The organism is Streptomyces sp. NPDC001858 (genome assembly GCF_053594615.1).
In genome coordinates this window covers 36,125-50,685 of sequence record NZ_JBSFEV010000040.1, presented here as the reverse complement: position 1 = coordinate 50,685, position 14,561 = coordinate 36,125, and the positions used below count along the sequence as shown (strand labels likewise).

20 protein-coding genes are annotated in these 14,561 nt (G+C 71.2%); all 20 read right to left on the bottom strand.

Annotation, left to right across the window (positions count from 1 at the left end):
* Positions 1-22 precede the first annotated feature (22 nt).
* On the bottom strand, positions 23-304 hold the full coding sequence (locus tag ACWCPF_RS37430) for a hypothetical protein (protein WP_451049596.1): 282 nt from the start codon (positions 302-304) through the stop codon (positions 23-25).
* Positions 304-1,500 (bottom strand): DUF5131 family protein, encoded by a 1,197-nt coding sequence (locus ACWCPF_RS37425; RefSeq protein ID WP_451049595.1) that lies wholly within the window; start codon positions 1,498-1,500, stop codon positions 304-306. Before ACWCPF_RS37425 ends, ACWCPF_RS37430 begins: the two co-directional genes overlap by 1 nt.
* On the bottom strand, positions 1,493-1,858 hold the full coding sequence (locus ACWCPF_RS37420) for a hypothetical protein (protein WP_451049594.1): 366 nt from the start codon (positions 1,856-1,858) through the stop codon (positions 1,493-1,495). Before ACWCPF_RS37420 ends, ACWCPF_RS37425 begins: the two co-directional genes overlap by 8 nt.
* 75 nt (positions 1,859-1,933) lie before the next feature.
* Positions 1,934-2,608, bottom strand: a complete 675-nt coding sequence (locus ACWCPF_RS37415) for a hypothetical protein (RefSeq protein ID WP_451049593.1) — start codon at positions 2,606-2,608, stop codon at positions 1,934-1,936.
* A 146-nt stretch (positions 2,609-2,754) separates the two neighbouring features.
* Positions 2,755-3,477 (bottom strand): NUDIX domain-containing protein, encoded by a 723-nt coding sequence (locus tag ACWCPF_RS37410; protein WP_451049592.1) that lies wholly within the window; start codon positions 3,475-3,477, stop codon positions 2,755-2,757.
* A gap of 149 nt (positions 3,478-3,626) precedes the next feature.
* Positions 3,627-4,751, bottom strand: a complete 1,125-nt coding sequence (dnaN, locus tag ACWCPF_RS37405) for a DNA polymerase III subunit beta (RefSeq protein WP_451049591.1) — start codon at positions 4,749-4,751, stop codon at positions 3,627-3,629.
* Between the two features lie 102 nt (positions 4,752-4,853).
* Positions 4,854-5,486: a hypothetical protein gene (locus tag ACWCPF_RS37400; protein WP_451049590.1), complete on the bottom strand. Its 633-nt coding sequence runs from the start codon at positions 5,484-5,486 to the stop codon at positions 4,854-4,856.
* Positions 5,483-5,776: a hypothetical protein gene (locus ACWCPF_RS37395; RefSeq protein WP_451049589.1), complete on the bottom strand. Its 294-nt coding sequence runs from the start codon at positions 5,774-5,776 to the stop codon at positions 5,483-5,485. Before ACWCPF_RS37395 ends, ACWCPF_RS37400 begins: the two co-directional genes overlap by 4 nt.
* Before the next feature lie 94 nt (positions 5,777-5,870).
* Entirely contained in the window at positions 5,871-6,446 is a 576-nt protein-coding gene (locus ACWCPF_RS37390) for a hypothetical protein (protein ID WP_451049588.1), read from the bottom strand.
* 110 nt (positions 6,447-6,556) lie between these two features.
* Entirely contained in the window at positions 6,557-6,979 is a 423-nt protein-coding gene (locus ACWCPF_RS37385; RefSeq protein WP_451049587.1) for a hypothetical protein, read from the bottom strand.
* The gene (locus ACWCPF_RS37380) at positions 6,976-7,305 is read right to left on the bottom strand and encodes a hypothetical protein (RefSeq protein ID WP_451049586.1); all 330 of its coding nucleotides are present in this window, start codon (positions 7,303-7,305) and stop codon (positions 6,976-6,978) included. Before ACWCPF_RS37380 ends, ACWCPF_RS37385 begins: the two co-directional genes overlap by 4 nt.
* The gene (locus ACWCPF_RS37375; RefSeq protein ID WP_451049585.1) at positions 7,302-7,688 is read right to left on the bottom strand and encodes a hypothetical protein; all 387 of its coding nucleotides are present in this window, start codon (positions 7,686-7,688) and stop codon (positions 7,302-7,304) included. The genes ACWCPF_RS37380 and ACWCPF_RS37375 overlap by 4 nt, the downstream gene beginning before the upstream one ends.
* On the bottom strand, positions 7,685-8,716 hold the full coding sequence (locus tag ACWCPF_RS37370) for an AAA family ATPase (RefSeq protein WP_451049584.1): 1,032 nt from the start codon (positions 8,714-8,716) through the stop codon (positions 7,685-7,687). Before ACWCPF_RS37370 ends, ACWCPF_RS37375 begins: the two co-directional genes overlap by 4 nt.
* A 56-nt stretch (positions 8,717-8,772) precedes the next feature.
* A complete protein-coding gene (locus tag ACWCPF_RS37365; RefSeq protein WP_451049583.1) occupies positions 8,773-9,228 on the bottom strand; it encodes a transcriptional regulator in 456 nt (151 codons plus the stop codon).
* A 94-nt stretch (positions 9,229-9,322) separates the two neighbouring features.
* A complete protein-coding gene (locus tag ACWCPF_RS37360) occupies positions 9,323-9,820 on the bottom strand; it encodes a hypothetical protein (RefSeq protein WP_451049582.1) in 498 nt (165 codons plus the stop codon).
* A gap of 136 nt (positions 9,821-9,956) precedes the next feature.
* Positions 9,957-10,847: a hypothetical protein gene (locus tag ACWCPF_RS37355; protein ID WP_451049581.1), complete on the bottom strand. Its 891-nt coding sequence runs from the start codon at positions 10,845-10,847 to the stop codon at positions 9,957-9,959.
* Positions 10,848-10,944: 97 nt separating this feature from the next.
* Positions 10,945-11,733, bottom strand: a complete 789-nt coding sequence (locus tag ACWCPF_RS37350; protein ID WP_451049580.1) for a hypothetical protein — start codon at positions 11,731-11,733, stop codon at positions 10,945-10,947.
* Between the two features lie 100 nt (positions 11,734-11,833).
* Positions 11,834-12,229 (bottom strand): RapZ C-terminal domain-containing protein, encoded by a 396-nt coding sequence (locus ACWCPF_RS37345; RefSeq protein WP_451049579.1) that lies wholly within the window; start codon positions 12,227-12,229, stop codon positions 11,834-11,836.
* 17 nt (positions 12,230-12,246) lie between these two features.
* Positions 12,247-13,173, bottom strand: coding sequence for a DUF6919 domain-containing protein (locus ACWCPF_RS37340; protein WP_451049578.1), 927 nt, complete (start codon positions 13,171-13,173; stop codon positions 12,247-12,249).
* A gap of 168 nt (positions 13,174-13,341) precedes the next feature.
* Positions 13,342-14,541 carry a hypothetical protein gene (locus ACWCPF_RS37335; RefSeq protein ID WP_451049577.1) on the bottom strand — a complete coding sequence of 400 codons (1,200 nt, stop codon included), beginning with the start codon at positions 14,539-14,541 and terminating at the stop codon, positions 13,342-13,344.
* Between the last annotated feature and the right edge of the window lie 20 nt (positions 14,542-14,561).

Here is a 14,561-nt window from a genome sequence, read left to right as displayed (position 1 = left end):
GAGCGGAACAACAGTGCAGAGGTCAAAGGCAGGAACGCCACGGGCGGGTTCGGTCCGGGCGGGCCGACGCGGGCGAGCTGGGTTTGCAGGGGGCCGGGCAGGGCGCGGACATCGTCGGCGGCCAACACCGTGTACAGAGCGGGCGACCCGCCCGGACGGCCGAGTAGCCAGCGGCCCGCAGGTAGTCCTCCCAGCCACGCTCGGTGAGCACCTTGAGCGTGCTGCCGCCCAGCTGATGCTCGGCCACCACCGCGTGGCGGTTGGTCAGGTCGTTCAGGTGGTCCACGGTGTCCAGGTAGGCCATCAAGATCCCTCCGGCGGATCTGCGTCGTCGTTCGTGCAAGCAGCGAGGTAGTCCGTCCAGCTGTCCTGGGCGAACCGAGCCCACCTGTGGGCGCTGGTAGCGCTGACGCCGAAGAGGTCACTGATCACGATGGGTGGAAGGTCGGCCACGGCTTCGAGCATGGCGGTATTGCGGGCGCTGATGACTTCCAGGCCGTGTTCCCGCAGCTTGTTCACGATCCTCTGCGCCGTGATCGGACGGTGGGCGGGGGAGCCCGGAAGCAGGTAGGTGGGGCGACCGTCCTGTGGCGGCCGGAGCATAGAGCGGACCGTCGGTCGTGTGATCTGTTCCTCGATGAGTAGTGCCAGCTTGGGCGGCAGCAGGACGGGGTTCCGTTCGATGGTGAGGTAGGTGTCGTCCCCAGTGCGTTCGAACTTGTCGGTGGTCAGTTCGACCAGGCGAACGACGGGCAGGGCATAGAGCCCGACCAGCCCACCTGCGATGCGAACGTCGAGCGGCAGTTGGTCGTCATTCAGGCAGCGCTTCAGTTGTTCGTTCAGTGCGGTTTCGGTGATGAACCGGGTTGGGAGGCCAGCTCTCTCTGCCGTGATGGCCATCTTGTTGGTGAGTCGTCGGGACCTGGTCCATCGGATGAAGGATCCGATGGACCTTCGGCGTGTGGGGTGAGTGGTGAGCCAGAGGTCCAGGTCCTCCTGGCCGGCCGCGGCCAGGTCGAGTTGGTTCTCATCGAGCCAGTTCAGGAAGTCGATCGCGGCACGGATGTCCTTGCGATCGCTGGTGGCGGCGCCGACGGTGTATCGGCCGCGGGATGACCGGCGTCGTGCGTCGCGGATGATGTGCCACTCAGCGAACGGACGGATGATCTTCATCTGATGCTGTGGAAGGCGCGCCAGAACACCGGTAGACCACAGTTCCAGGCGGGCGAGATTCTCGTTTCGCTCCGGCAGGACGCCGGTCGCCACCAAGAGCTTTCGGAAGTGATGGGTCGTGTTGTAGTCCTGAGACAGAGCGTCCAGAGACGCGTGGGTGATCTCTGTGTTCTGAGACATGAGGTTCTCGAAGTGGTGGCCGGCGGTGCCGCGCCACCGTTCGGCGAAGGTTTCCGCGTAGCAGTTGTCGCAGCCGGGGCTGACCTTGGTACAGCCGTCAGGATTCCAGGTGCTGTCGGTCCATTCGATCGACGTGCTGTCAGCCACGACCGCCCCCGCCGTCCACGGGGTGGGTGTAGCGGATGGACTTGCCGAGGCTGCGGGCGTAGTCGATCTCACGGCTGGTGCTCTCACCGATGTAGCCGCCGGGGTTGACGATGAGGACTTCGTCGGCCAGGTCGATCTTTCGGCGGTGCAGTTCGTCCAGTTGCTGCTTGAGCCGGTCGGCCCGGTCCGGGTCCTCCCACAGCGGGTGCGGCTGCTTCATGTTGCAGCCGGGGGCGAGGACGATGCGGCCGGCGGCGGTCTCGTAGAGGTTGGCTTCGGCGAGTGCGTCCCAGTGCCGGGTCGACCCGCACAACGCGACGATCGGCGGGCGGGTGGTGGTGACGGTCTGGCGGGGCACAGCGGTCCTTCCGTAGGTGTGTGGCGGGGCGATAGGGCGGCCGTGCTCGGAGGCCTGCGGCCGCCCCGGGCTTCGCTAGGTGGTGGGCGTGCTCGCGTCGGCGGCGGCCGACTGGGCAGCTTTTGTCTCGAGTTCGGCGTGGCGCTGCTGGAGCTGGTCGATGGCCGCGTGATCGGTCAGGGCCGTGTTGATCAGGTCGCGCTGGTACTCCATGCCGGCGAAGACGCCGCGGTGGTAGCGGCACTGGTCCTGTGCTTCGGCGCAGGCCGGGCAGTCTTCCCAGTACAGCGGGTCGTACGGTGCGGTATCCGGTCCGGGGAGCTCCGAGGCCGTCCGGCGGGCTGCGGGGGAGTGGGGGCTGGTGGTGAACAGGTCCTCGTGCCAGGTGGCCGGCATCTCGCGGAGGAAGGCGGCCAGGGCGGCCGCGATCTGCGGGTAGTTGTCGTAGAGCGACGCCCAGATCCGCTTGGCCTCGGTGTCCGGGTCGGACTTCGGGGACAGTTCGTAGGCGTCGCGGGCGTAGGTCCGGATCTTCTCGCGGCGCTGCTCCCACGTGCTGGTGTCGATTCCGGCTTCCACTGCGGCGCCCAGGATCTGGGTGTCGTGGAGGGGCTCCGTGCTCATCAGCGAGGCGGCGAGGGCTTCGGCCGCGGCGGGGTCGCGGCGGGCGAGCGCGGCTACGGCCTGGTCGGTGAGGAAGGTCGTGCGCTGGATCCAGAAGTCGGCGTTGCTGTACGCCGTGGCCAACATGCGGGTACGCAGGCGGGTGAGTTGGGGTGGTGGTGCTGTTCGTCATGAAGAGGGTGCTCCTTCGAGGGTGAGCGCCTGAACCCCGCCCCCGAATCGGCGGCGGGTGTCAGTTGTCGGTGACGGTGAGCTCTGCTGGGTTGGGTGGGTTACTGGGCGAGGTGGTCGAGGGCGCGCTGTAGGAGCGGCTTGTGCGCGGCGTAGAGGGTGCGTCCGGCGGCGGTGATCGCGGCGTCGAGCTGGCCGAGCGAGCCGAAGGGGTACCAGTTGGCGTCGAGGGCGTCGTCGGCCGCGATCGCGGTCACGGTGGCGGGCAGTTGGTAGAGCGCGCTGGTGGATGCGACCCAGGCGTTATCCGAGTTGCGCCAGTCGTCCACGAGGTCCTGGCCGAGGATGATCGGGCGGTGGTCGGAGAGATCGACGCCGGTCTCTTCACGGAGCTCGCGGACGAGGGCTGCCGGGGCGGTCTCGCCGAGGTCGACCATGCCGCCCGGGATCGCCTCCACGTGAATGTCGTCCCGGGTGATCAGCAGTATCCGGCGCTCCTGGCCGCTGCCTGCGACGACGATCGGGTCGGCAGCCTGGTTCTCTCCCCAGCGGCCGAGGTTGCGGCCGGTTCGGCCGGTGCGGCCCTGCGGGTGCAGGGGCCAGCCCCGTTCGTCCAGTTCGAACGGCACCAGCGCGTCAGCCTGTCGCTGGGGCCAGTCCTGTACGTCGGTCGGAGCGGGAGCCCCCTCAGCCCAGCCGGGCACGCACCGGGCCAGAGCCGACGGCCGCAGCTCAGGCGGCGTGATGTCCGCGGGCGTGTACTCCGGCCAGCTCGCTGACCAGCAGCGCATTCCGGCGGGGATGGTCGCGGTGATCTCGCTCATGGTGGCTCTCCTGGTCTCGTGTTGGGGTCAGAAACAGGGCACTGGTGGCGTCGGCTGGAGCCGGTGGTGCTGCGGGGCGGCCGGAGTCGTGTCGACGGCCGCCCCGCAGGCCCCGGGGTGGTGCCGGAGAAGTGCCTGGTCGGTGGTTTTCAGTTGGTGAGGCGGATCGGCATGAGGAGGTAGCGCAATGCCTGGTCGTCGCTGCCGTGGCCACGCAGGACGGCGGGCTTCGTGCTGGTGGTGAAGTGGAAGTCGACGGATTCGGCGGTGAGGGCGTTCAGGCCGTCGAGGAGGAAGCTGGGGTTGAAGGCCACGGTGAGTTCGTCGCCGTCGAGGTTGGTGTCGACGTTGTCGACGGCTTGGGCTTCGTCGCTGGTGCCGGCCTCGAGGACGAGCGTGTTGTCGGCGGCGAAGGTGAGCCTGAGCGGGGATTCCTTGGTGGCGACCAGGGCGACGCGTTGGACGGCGTCCTTGAGCGCGGCGATCTCCACGGTGGCGGTGTGGTTGAACTCGCTGGGGAACAGGCTCTGGTACTTGGGCAGGTCGCCTTCCAGGCCGCGGAGCGTGGTGGTGCTGTGGTCGGTGCGCAGCGTGAACAGGCCGTTGGACCCGGAGGCGTCGGGGAGGGCGAGGTCGATGGTGGTGTCGTCGTCGGCGGCTTTGACGGCGTCGAGGAAGGGCTTTCCGGGCGCGAGCGCGGTGCGGTCGGCGGTGAGGTCGCAGTTCTTCCAGGCGATGGTGCGGAGGGCGAACCGGTAGCGGTCGGTGGCGGCCAGGGTGATGGTGCTGTCCTCTTGGTGGTGGCGGAGCTGGATGCCGGTGAGGACGGGCAGCGTGTCGTCCTTGCCGACTGCACAGGCGACTTGGGCGACAGCTTCGGCGAAGGCCGGGCCGGGCAGCGTGCCGGAGGTCGGGCCGGCCTCGGGCAGCGCCGGGTACTCCTCCAGGGGCAGGGTGGGCAGGGTGAAGCGTGCAGACCCGGCGCGCAGTACCAGGCGGGGGCCGGTGAGTTCGAGGTCAACGATGCCGCGGACGCGGGCGACGATGTCGGCCAGGAGCCGTCCGGAGATGACGGCGCGCCCGTCCTCGGTGACGGCGGCGGGGACGACGGTGTCGGCGGAGGTGTCGTAGTCGAAGCTGCTGACGCGCAGGGTGCCGGTGCCGGCGTGCAGGAGGAGCCCGGCGAGGACGGGGGCGGGCGGCCGGGCGGGGAGGCTGCGGGCGGCGTAGCTGACGGCGGCGGCGAGGTCGGCGTGGTCCACGGTGAACTTCACGAACGGGTCCTGTCTCGTCGGTGATCGGGTGGGCGGATCTGGCGGGGGCTGGCAGCCGGCCGCCGTGGTGGCGGCCGGGCCGGAGTGCGGGTGGGGCGGGTGCTATCCGGTGAGCCGCGTCGTGAGTGCCGGGTTGGCGGTCGTGATCTGGTCCAGGAGCAGGTGGCTGGGCTTCCACAGGCGCTGCGAGCCGGTGGCGTGGACCGGTTTCTGCAGGGGCTGCATGTTGCGGAGTTCCCAGTGGAAGCAGCCGGGCTCGGACCAGCGGGTGCATGTGCCGTCGTCTGCGTGGATGCGTGCGAGGTCGGCGACGGCGACGACGTGTCCGGGCACCGGCTCGTAGTCGTCGGGCAGTGCCTCGCGTACTGCTGGCAGGGCCAGGGCCCGCTTGTCGATGGTGAGGCCGCCGTGGATGAGGAGGGTGCCGCGCCAGTTGGTGGTCCACACGCGGTTCTCGATGCGCTTGGCGATCGCCTCGTTCACGAGGGCGATCAGGTCCGACCAGGGCGGTTGGATGGTGAGCGCGCGGATCGCGGTGAGTGCTGGTTCCGTGGGTGCGGCCTGGTGGCGGGAGCTGATGCCCTGCCCGAGCATTTCGAAGTTCAGGCGCTGCTGCTCGGCCGTGAGCGGCGCCGGCCGTTGGGGAGCGGTGAAGAGTGCGCCGGTGGGTTCGGCCTCGTGACGGGCCCGGGCGTAGAGGCGGGCGTCGTAGGCGTCCGCGATGGTGACGGTCACCGGGACTCCTCCGGCTGGTCCGACTTGAAGACGGGGGTGCGGCCGACAACGGTCAGCAGGATCTGGAGGGCGGCGCCGGGGTGGCTGTGCTCCTGGGTGGCGGGCAGGCCGCAGGAGAAGCAGTCGGCTTCCGCGCCGGCCCAGGCGACGTTGCAGGGTCCGCACAGGAAGCTGGGACCGCGACGGGGCAGGGGGCGGCGGCGTCCCAGGCCGATGGCGCGCATGGTGGCGGCCGCGGCCTGGCGGGCTTTGCGGGTGGGGGAGTGAGCGGGGCGGGGTCGAAACGGCATGATGAGGGTGCTCCTCTCGCCTGCGGGCGGGTTGGTGTGGCCCGGGACGGCCGGCTGGTTTCTCAGGCCGAAGGGCGGCCGTCCCGGGGTGGGTTCAGAAGGGCGGCTCGATGCTGGAGTGCGCGGGGTCGGCGTAGCTGCTGGCGCGGATCCGCAGGCGGTAGTCGCAGTCGACGGGTGCGCCGGGGGCGGTGTCGAGTTCGTCCAGCAGGACGATCAGGTGGTCTTCGTCGGCCAGTTCCACGGCGAGGTAGGTGCCGCAGGAGCAGGGGGCGATGAGGGTGAGGACGTGGGCCAGGTCGCCGTCCTCGCCGACGCCTTCCTCGCGGCGGGTGTAGTGGAGCCACCAGCCGCGCTGCCCGTCGGCGGAGCCGAGGTAGGTAACGGCGGAGGCCATCAGCTGCCGGTCCGGCACGGGCGGGTTCCCGGTCCAGGACATGGCCTGCACCACGGTGTCGAGGGTGTCGGGGAAGGTGCCGGTGAGCACGGCGTCGGCGTGGAGCACGGCCTGGAAGGCGTGTTCCTCGTCGCGCTCCTGCTCGCGCTGGGCCAGGTCGAAGGCCTGCACCCGCTGGTGCAGGGCGACGATCGGCACCGGACTGGTGCCTTCGTCGTGGTGCGGGTGGTCGTCCCGGTCCTGGCGGGCGGGGGCAAGTTGAAGAACGGTCACGTGGGTGGTTCTCCTCTCCGGGGGGCAGCGCAGGGCCGGGCGGGTCTGTCCGGTCCTCCGCACCGCCCCAGCCCGGCACGCGGGTTGGGGCGGCACGGGCGGCCGTCAGCTCAGGCGGCGCTGTCCATGCGGAGTTCGGCGAGTGCGATGCCGTACGTCGCGCAGGATCCGGAGCAGTAGTCGCGGGTGGGCTCGGTCGATCCGGTGACGTGGATGCGGACCCAGCCGCGCTGTTGGGGGGAGCGGCTGGCGGCCTCCTGGCCGCAGCTGTCGGTGGGGCAGGCGGCCCGTAGGGCGGTGTTCGCCTCCGGGCGGGAGGTGCCGGCGGTGTACTTCCCGCCGTTCCATTTGTGCTGCCCGGCGGCGTGGGGTGCGAGACCGGACTGCCGCGCCTCGGATTTGGCGGCTTCGTGCTCTCTCTTGGCCTGCAGGCAGCCGCACGCTTCGGTCGCGGGGACCTTCCGTCGGGTGTGCTGGCGGAAGCCGCGCATGCTGCCGTGCTCGATGCCTTCGTCCTTGCCGATGAGGCTCACGCGGCGCCTCCTTCCTGTGAGTCGTGCGGTTCGGAGGGGCGGGCGGGGTGCGTGGCGAGCCGGCCCTGGTGGTCGGCCAGGGCGAGGAATTCCAGGCCGAGGTCGGGGTCGGCCAGGACCACGCGCAGGATCGAGGCGAGGCCGTCGCGTTCGATCGAGTTGAGGCGGTCCCAGACGGCGTGCGCGTCGCGGTGGGCGCCGACGGCCTTGAGGTAGTCGGCCTCCGTGGTGACCGTGCGGTCGGCGCCGCACCGGCCGCATCGGAAGACCGCGTGGTCCAAGCCCTGTTCTGCCGTGTTGGGGGACGAGGCCCGGGTGGTGCTCATGTGCCGCTCCCGTCCTGCGAGTCGGGGTGGGAGGGGAGTTGGGCGAGCAGCAGACGCAGGGTCTGTGCCATCACCACGGCGGGTTCGGTGAGGTTGCCGCAGGACAGCCAGTGGGCGAGGTCGCGGTGCCCGGAGATGTCCGCGGTGTAGATCGCGGCCGGCGTGGTCCCGTCGCCGCCGTCGATCCACGCCTGGAGGGTGATGCGGCACGTCTCCGGGTCGGGGTCGGCGCCGACGGACCGGCCCGCGGCCGCGTTCGTGAGGATCGCGGCCGGAGCACCGGGGCCCATGGTCGGCTCCCACACGTCCCCGAGTCCCGCGCGCAGGGTGACGGCGAGGCGTTCGACCGGATCCAGGGGCGGTTCGATGGGGGTCGTGGTCATGGCCGCACCGCCTCCACGTATTGCGTCTGCAGGTCGGCGCGGCCCTCGGGGTCGTCGTCCTGGTCGGCTCCGGCCTCCCAGTCGGCGGCCTCGTGGTCGGTCTCGCTCTCGTAGCCGCAGCCTTCGCAGACCAGACCGTCGCAGATCTTGTGCTGGCCCTCGTAGGCGCGCAGGAGGTCGGTGGCGCTGTAGGCGGGCAGCCAGGCCGGGCCGCCGCACCGCTCGTCTTCGCCGTCGGCGTCGGCGTCGGTTGGGCAGGGCACCAGGACGTCGAAGCCGTAGTTGCCCTCGCCGTCGGCGTCGCGCCGGAAGGCCAGGGTGCGGTAGTCGCCGGCGACTTCCAGGACGACGACGCGGTCTTCGCCGGTGACGAGGCCGGAGCCGTCTTTCCAGGTGGCCAGGTGGGCGATCTCGGGGCCGAAGAAGCGGCGCAGGAGGCGTTCGTCGTCGCCGAGGCTGTCGCTGCCGTCCAGGCCGAGTTCTCGCCTGCGGGTGTCGCTGACGCGACGCAGCAGCACGCCGAGCCGGTTCAGGCGCTGGAGACTGGGGGCGAATTCGGCGTAGTCGAAGCCTTCCTGTCGCAGGCGGGCGGGGGACGCGGTGGAGATCATCGCCTGGTGCTGGGCGCGGATGGCGTCCTCGGGAACGTGACGGTCGCCGGTGCGGGCGGCGTTGCGTGCCAGGCACACCTCCAGCGGCGTGGGCACGATCACGGCGGCGGTGGGAAACCCGTAGCGGCGGGCCGTGGCCAGGAGCGTGGCGCGGTCGTCGGAGTTGGTGGAGGTGGCGTCGATGACAGAGGTCAGCCCGCGGCGCAGGCGGGCCTCGAGGACGCGGAGGAGGGCGAAGACGGCGTCGCCGGTGGCGGACTGGTCGCCGGCGGAGTCCGAGACCAGGGCCCTGTAGTGGTCGAGGCTGAGGACCTGGGTGGGCTCCCAGGTGCTGGCCAGGCTGGACTTGCCCGAGCCGGCCGGGCCGATGAGGACGACGACGCACGGGTCGGGGAAGTCGAGGTCGAGGTAGTTCATGGGCGGGCCCCCTGCAGGAACGAGGCGCTGGGTGGGCGCGGGACGGTCGGCGGGGCTCACTCGGAGGCCGCGATGGCGGCCGCGACGGTTTCCACGGCGTGGTGGAACGCCTGGTCCAGGGCGTACGCGCCGCCCATCGGGCCGCCCAGGGTGTAGAGGTTGCCCTTGCCGGTGGCGTCCGCGACCGCCTTGAGGTGGATGCGCCGGTCGGCCCACCAGTGGGTGCCGGCGGACAGGGCGAGCGCCGCGGCGACCCGGCCGGGCTTCAGGCGCAGACCGAGGACGCGGGAGCCGGCGTACAAAACGGCGGCCTGGGTGGCGGTGTAGGTGGCCACGTGTGCGGTGCAGGCGAGGCGGCCGGCCCGGCTGGACTGGCCGTCGTTCTCGTCGTGCTGGCCCTTGGTGACGGCCTGGTGGTCGGACTGGAACCAGTGGTCGCCCAGATCCGCGGCCATGCGCAGCAGAGCGTAAGCGGCGGCGAAACGGGTGGCTCGGGTGCTGTGATCGGTCATGCTGGAGGTGCTCCTCATCTGACTGGTTGGGTGCGGGAGAAGCCGGGGGCGGCCGTGAGCGTTCTGGTCGGATGCGGCGGCCGCCCCCGGGCAGTTACTTCGTGGTGGGCGCGTGCGGGTCGGGGACGCTGGCGCAGTCGTCGTCGTGCTGGTGCGGTACGCGGCCCCCGGTGCGGCGCAGGTCGGTGAGGATCTCCAGCAGGTCTTCCTCGTTCTCCAGCTGGAAGTCGATGTAGCCGGAGCCGCAGGAGCAGGGCGCGATCAGGGTGAGGACGCCGCGGGCATCGTCGTCCTCGCTGATGTGGAGGGTGTGGTGCAGCCACAGGCCGCCCTCCAGCCAGGCGACCGCGCTCGCCTCCAGCCGGTTGTCCTTCACGGCGATCTGGCCGGTCCAGTCGTCGTCGCCGTCCAGGACCTGACCGATGGTCGCGCCGTACTGGTTGTAGACGTGGTGGGCGGCGGCGGTTTCGGCGTCGTCGCGCTGCTCGGCCTCGGTGTAGGTGTCGAGTTCGCTGACCATCGCGAACAGGCGGGCCAGCGGGGAGGCGTCGTCCAGCGCTGGAACGACGGCCGCTTCGAGGATGTCGGTCACAAGGTCTCCTGGGTGTGTCCGGGGAACGGGCCGGCTGCCCGGTCCTCCGCGCCGCCCCAGCCCTGCGGCGGGTTGGGGCGGCACAGGGATCCGTCAGAACGCGGGATCGCCTCGGTGATCCGAGGACGTGCCGGTCTCAGGCCGCAGGCTCGGTGACTGCCGTGGAGGCCGAGTCGGTCTCGGTCTGCTGCGCGTCCACGCCCGCCTCCAGGTCCTGGTCGGCGGCGCTGCCGGGCTCGAGGCGGACCCTGAGCTGGTGCAGGCGCTCGTCGATGAGGTCGACGGCCTCCTTGTACGAGACGTCGACGATGTCGTGAGCGGCCGCCTGCCTCTGGATGGCCTCGCCGGTGACGCTCGCGCACGTCAGGTTGTCCTCGGGCTGTTCGGCGAGGGCCGCATCGACGATGCGGGCGAGCCGCTCGGCACGCTCGGCTGCCGGAACGGGCATCGTGTGGCGGGAGTCCAGCAGTTCCAGCAGGTGGGCCGGTCCGGTCAGGACCGTGGTGCCCTCGCCGGTCTCCAGGCTGTACTGCTCCGTCCAGCCCACTGACCGTTTGATGCCGAGATTGCGGTGGTCGGGCTGGTAGCGCAGGTACAGGCCGGGGGCCAGGTAGTAGGTGGCGGTGCCGTCCTCGTAGCCGTGCCACAGCGCGTCGCTCGGTGCGGGGGTGCGCAGGTCGCTCCAGTACCAGCGGGACTTGGCCTTGTGTGCGGCGTCGGTGGCGGCCTGTGCCGCGATCCGGGGCCGGGCCTGGTCGTAGCTCGTGGCCGGGGCTTGGGGGGCGGTGCCGTTCAGGGTGCTGCGCCAGGTGCCGGTGGCGGTGTTCAGCAGGCTGTCGGTGACGATCGCGGCCGCCAGGCCGGCGGCGACACCGGCGGCGAGGCGGCTGGCGAAGCCGTGCCGGTCGGTGGTGTGGGCGTGTGCGATGCGCCCGACCGTGGCGCCGACGACCACGCCGCCGACCACGCCCATGCTGTCGAGCAGGTTCGCGCCGAAGGTGCGCGCGGTGGAGGTGGAGAGGTTCACGAACACTCCTTGCAGGGTTGGGGGCCGGGGCTTGTCCGGTCCTCCGCACCGCCCCAGCCCTGTGGGCGGGTTGGGGCGGCACAGGGGGCCGTCAGGCTCAGGCGCTCGCGAGGGCGAGGGCGTTCGTGTCGAGACCGGCACCGAGCAAGATCGCGCGGATGCTCTTCTCGTAGTCGCCTCGGCAGATGCGGTCGTGCAGCAGCTGACCGGCCGCGAGGCACCGGGCGCGGCGGCTGATCGCGGCGACGGCGTCCTCGGCGGCACCACCGGCGATCGCGGCCTGCTCGGCGGCGGCCGAGGCGAGTTCCTGCGCCACCTCCTTGGCCGCCTCCCGCCGCGAGGAATCCGCCTTGTTGCGCACCCAGCAGCACACCGCGTGCGTGTCGCTCAGGCGCTCGTTCCAGGCGTCATAGCGCTGGCGGGTCGAGTCGGGGTCGCTCTGCCACTCTTCGGCCCACTGCCGGGCCAGGTCGGGGAGCTGGCGGTCGATGAGGTCGAAGACCTGCGGGCCGCGGTACCCGAAGGCCCTCCAGATCTCGGTCTCCTCTACGACCTTCAACTGGTGGCACAGGACCCAGTACGGGTAGTGCCTGCCGCCCCAGTTACCCGTCTCCCCGAGCGGTCCGACGATCCATAGCCGGACCGGCCACTGGAGGGGCCACTCGCCGCGGCGCTCGAGGACCTCACCGATGCCGCGCTGGGTGTAGGTGCGGAAGTAGGAGAACGCGCTCACGTCGTACCACTTCTTGCCGGGGTTGGGGTGGTCGACGACCTGGCCCACGTGCTCGGCGAGGTTGACGGTCGCGTACTCGTTGCTGGGCCCGGCGGTGGGCGGGACGGTGCCGTCGGGCATGGTCACCATGTAGTGGACAGGCGTCTTGGTCACGGATGGCCTCCAAGAGGGTGTCTGCGGTGTGGGGCCGGGCTGTCCCGGTCCTCCGCAACGCCCCACCCGCGTCGGCGGGTTGGGGCGGCACGGGGAACCGTCAGGCTGCGGCGCGTTCGACGACGGGGCGGTGCAGGTCGCGGTGGTGGAGGGCGACCTGGTGGCCGCGGCGGCGCAGACGCCGGGCCAGCAGGTAGGCCGTGACACCGGCGCGGTGCCTGCCTCCCGCGCAGCCGACCGCGATGTGCAGCGGGTACTGTCCGGCACTGGGGCCGCGGGCGTAGGCCTGAGCCAGGGCGACGGTGGCGGCGAGCAGCTGCTCGATGCCGGGGGTGCGCTTCACGGCCCGGATGACCTTGCGGTGGCGGGCGGTCAGGGTGCGCAGGCTCGGGTCGAAGTGCGGGTCTCGGAAGTGCTGGCGCAGGTCGAGGACGATGTGCGCGCCGGCGGGCCGAGGGCCGTGCAAGTGCCCGAACGAGGTGATGCGGATGTCCATGGGGGTGGCCTCCGGGCTCAGGACGGGCCGGTGGCCCACGGGTCGTCGACGTCGCTGCCGGACGGGCGGGCGGCTGCGGGGGACGGCTGCCCAGCCGCTTCCTCGTCGTTCTCGTCGTCCTCTTCGCTGTAGCCGTCGGCGGCCTCACAGCCCAGGGAGCAGTACGACCCGGCGTGAAAGAAGGGGGCGCCGCACAGAGCGCATTCCTTCTCCTCGCCGTCGCAGTTCTTCGACCAGTCGATGACGATGCTGGGGTCGATGCAGGCGGGGCAACGGCCGTCGGCCTGGTCCCATACGCCGCCGATGCAGCCGTCAGCACAGTTGCTACGGAAGGTGCAGCCGCACTCCCGGCACATGATCTTCGGAGCGGGGGAGGGTTCGGCCGGCATGGCGGCGGTGAGGGTGTCCCACAGGAGGGTGCTGGGGCCGAACCGCGGGTCGGCGAGGGTGATCTGAAGAGCGGAAGCGACGGCGTCCACGGCGTACGGGAGCTTCGGCCACATCGCCTTCAATTCCGGGAGGCCGAGGGCCTGGCCGAAGAGGTTGTCGGCGCCGTCGCCTGTGGTGATGGCGATCCCGGTGCCGGGCCCGTCGTAGAAGTAGAAGGCGTCGTACCGGTCGTTGAGGACAATCTCGAGTCCGGCCTCTTCTGCGGCGTCGACCAGGCGGCGGATGAGGGCCGGGTCGGTGGCGAAGCCCTGCACCGCGGCGCGCTGCTGCAGCCGCCCGTCGACGAAGCCGGCCTGCGCGGCTGGGATGAGGAATCCGGCGCGGTTGGCAGTGGCCAGGGCCGTGGTGTGCTCTGCGAGGGCGGGGTGGGGGCGGTGGTTCGCGCGGTGGCCGGGGAGGCTGCGCACGGTGCCCTCCCACCAGGCGGCGGTGACCTTGCCGAGGTCGGTCAGGGTGCGGGTGGCCTGCCATCGGGCACGGTCGGCGCGGCTCATCCATAAGCGCCTCATACGGTTCCCCCAAGGGGTGGTGGTCCGAAGTGGTGACCCGGCCCGGGCACGATCACGGGCGCGCCCGGGCGGGGCGGTGCTGGCCGGTCGGCCACCGTCGGCCCCGGCTCACCGCCAAGCGCGGTGAGCCGGGGCCGGCAGAAGCGGGCCGGGTCAGATCTTGTGGACGCTGCCGTTGTGGGTGCTGGTGCGGACGTCCAGGTCCTGGCGGCCGCGCACACCGCGCAGGGTGATCGAGCCGTTGTGGGTGCGGGCCACGATCCCGCCGGTGGCACGGGGGGTGGCGGCAAGGTTCACGGTGCCGTTGTGCGTGGTCACGCTGGCGTCGCTGCCGCTGTAGCTGCCGATCATGGTGTGGCCGTTGTGGGAGTCGATGTCGACCGACTCCTGGATGGCCTCGAAGGTGTAGTTGCCGTTGTGGCCGTCGATCTTCGCCCGGCCGACAACTCCGGCACGGACGTGCCCGTTGTGCGTGTCCATGCGCAAGGCGGCCAGCGGACCGTCGACCTCGAGGTGGGCGTTGTGCGACTTCACCTTGACGCCGGACCCGGCCGGGAGGGTGACGAGGACCTCGATCGGGCTGGATGCGACGCCGCCGGAGACACCGCCGATGGTCATGTTGCCGTTGCCGTCGATCGTGACGCCGGTGACGGAGCCGTACACGCCGCCAACACTCTGATAGATCCGCGCGCCGCGGCCGGTGTTGATGATCTGAGTGACGCCGCCCACGCCCTCGAGCTCCGGGACGCGGACGGTGAGCCGGTCGCCGTCGAGGGAGACGGTGCTGCGTCGCACGGCGTCCGCGGCGGGACCGGTCTCGTCGTCGGTGCGCACCCTCGCGCTGGGGGCCGTGGCGGTCGGGTCGACGGTCACCTTGACCGTGCCGGACGGGCAGGTGACGTCGGCGAGGTACGGCCGCCCGGCGGGCGCCTCCTGCCGGTTCTGCTCGTCGGCAGGCTTTGTGGTCGCCACGCCGGTCTCGCGCTTGAGCAGGGTGACGAGCTCGGCCGCGGCCGCGGCGGGCACCGCGTGCTCGCGCACCAGATGGGCGGCGGGGTCCTGGCCGGCGGTGATGGCGCGCTGGTAGGTGGCGCGGAAGCCCGGCAGCCGCTTGTTGAACATCGCCTGGATGAGCTCCTGCGCCCACGATTCGCCCTGCGCAACCATCTGCGTGACGGCCTGCTGGAACTCCTCCTGCGCCTGATCCTTGGGCATGGCGGACGCGATGGTGATGAACAGGTTGGTCGCCATGGCGGCCGTGGGCTCGCTGACGCCGTACTCGGCCGTGAAGTCGCGGATGAGTTCGTCACGGTCGGCGCCGGTGAGGCTGGCGAGCTGGTCCTTGCTGAACACGGGTTCTCCCCCCGGTTGGA

Excerpts from the sequence above, each read along its gene's own strand:
- ACWCPF_RS37395 (WP_451049589.1), bottom strand. The coding sequence starts at position 5,776 with ATGCCGTTTCGACCCCGCCCCGCTCACTCCCCCACCCGCAAAGCCCGC.
- ACWCPF_RS37370 (WP_451049584.1), bottom strand. The coding sequence starts at position 8,716 with ATGAACTACCTCGACCTCGACTTCCCCGACCCGTGCGTCGTCGTCCTC.
- ACWCPF_RS37380 (WP_451049586.1), bottom strand. The coding sequence starts at position 7,305 with ATGAGCACCACCCGGGCCTCGTCCCCCAACACGGCAGAACAGGGCTTG.
- ACWCPF_RS37410 (WP_451049592.1), bottom strand. The coding sequence starts at position 3,477 with ATGAGCGAGATCACCGCGACCATCCCCGCCGGAATGCGCTGCTGGTCA.
- ACWCPF_RS37345 (WP_451049579.1), bottom strand. The coding sequence starts at position 12,229 with ATGGACATCCGCATCACCTCGTTCGGGCACTTGCACGGCCCTCGGCCC.
- ACWCPF_RS37375 (WP_451049585.1), bottom strand. The coding sequence starts at position 7,688 with ATGACCACGACCCCCATCGAACCGCCCCTGGATCCGGTCGAACGCCTC.
- ACWCPF_RS37365 (WP_451049583.1), bottom strand. The coding sequence starts at position 9,228 with ATGACCGATCACAGCACCCGAGCCACCCGTTTCGCCGCCGCTTACGCT.
- ACWCPF_RS37415 (WP_451049593.1), bottom strand. The coding sequence starts at position 2,608 with ATGTTGGCCACGGCGTACAGCAACGCCGACTTCTGGATCCAGCGCACG.
- ACWCPF_RS37430 (WP_451049596.1), bottom strand. The coding sequence starts at position 304 with ATGGCCTACCTGGACACCGTGGACCACCTGAACGACCTGACCAACCGC.
- ACWCPF_RS37340 (WP_451049578.1), bottom strand. The coding sequence starts at position 13,173 with ATGAGCCGCGCCGACCGTGCCCGATGGCAGGCCACCCGCACCCTGACC.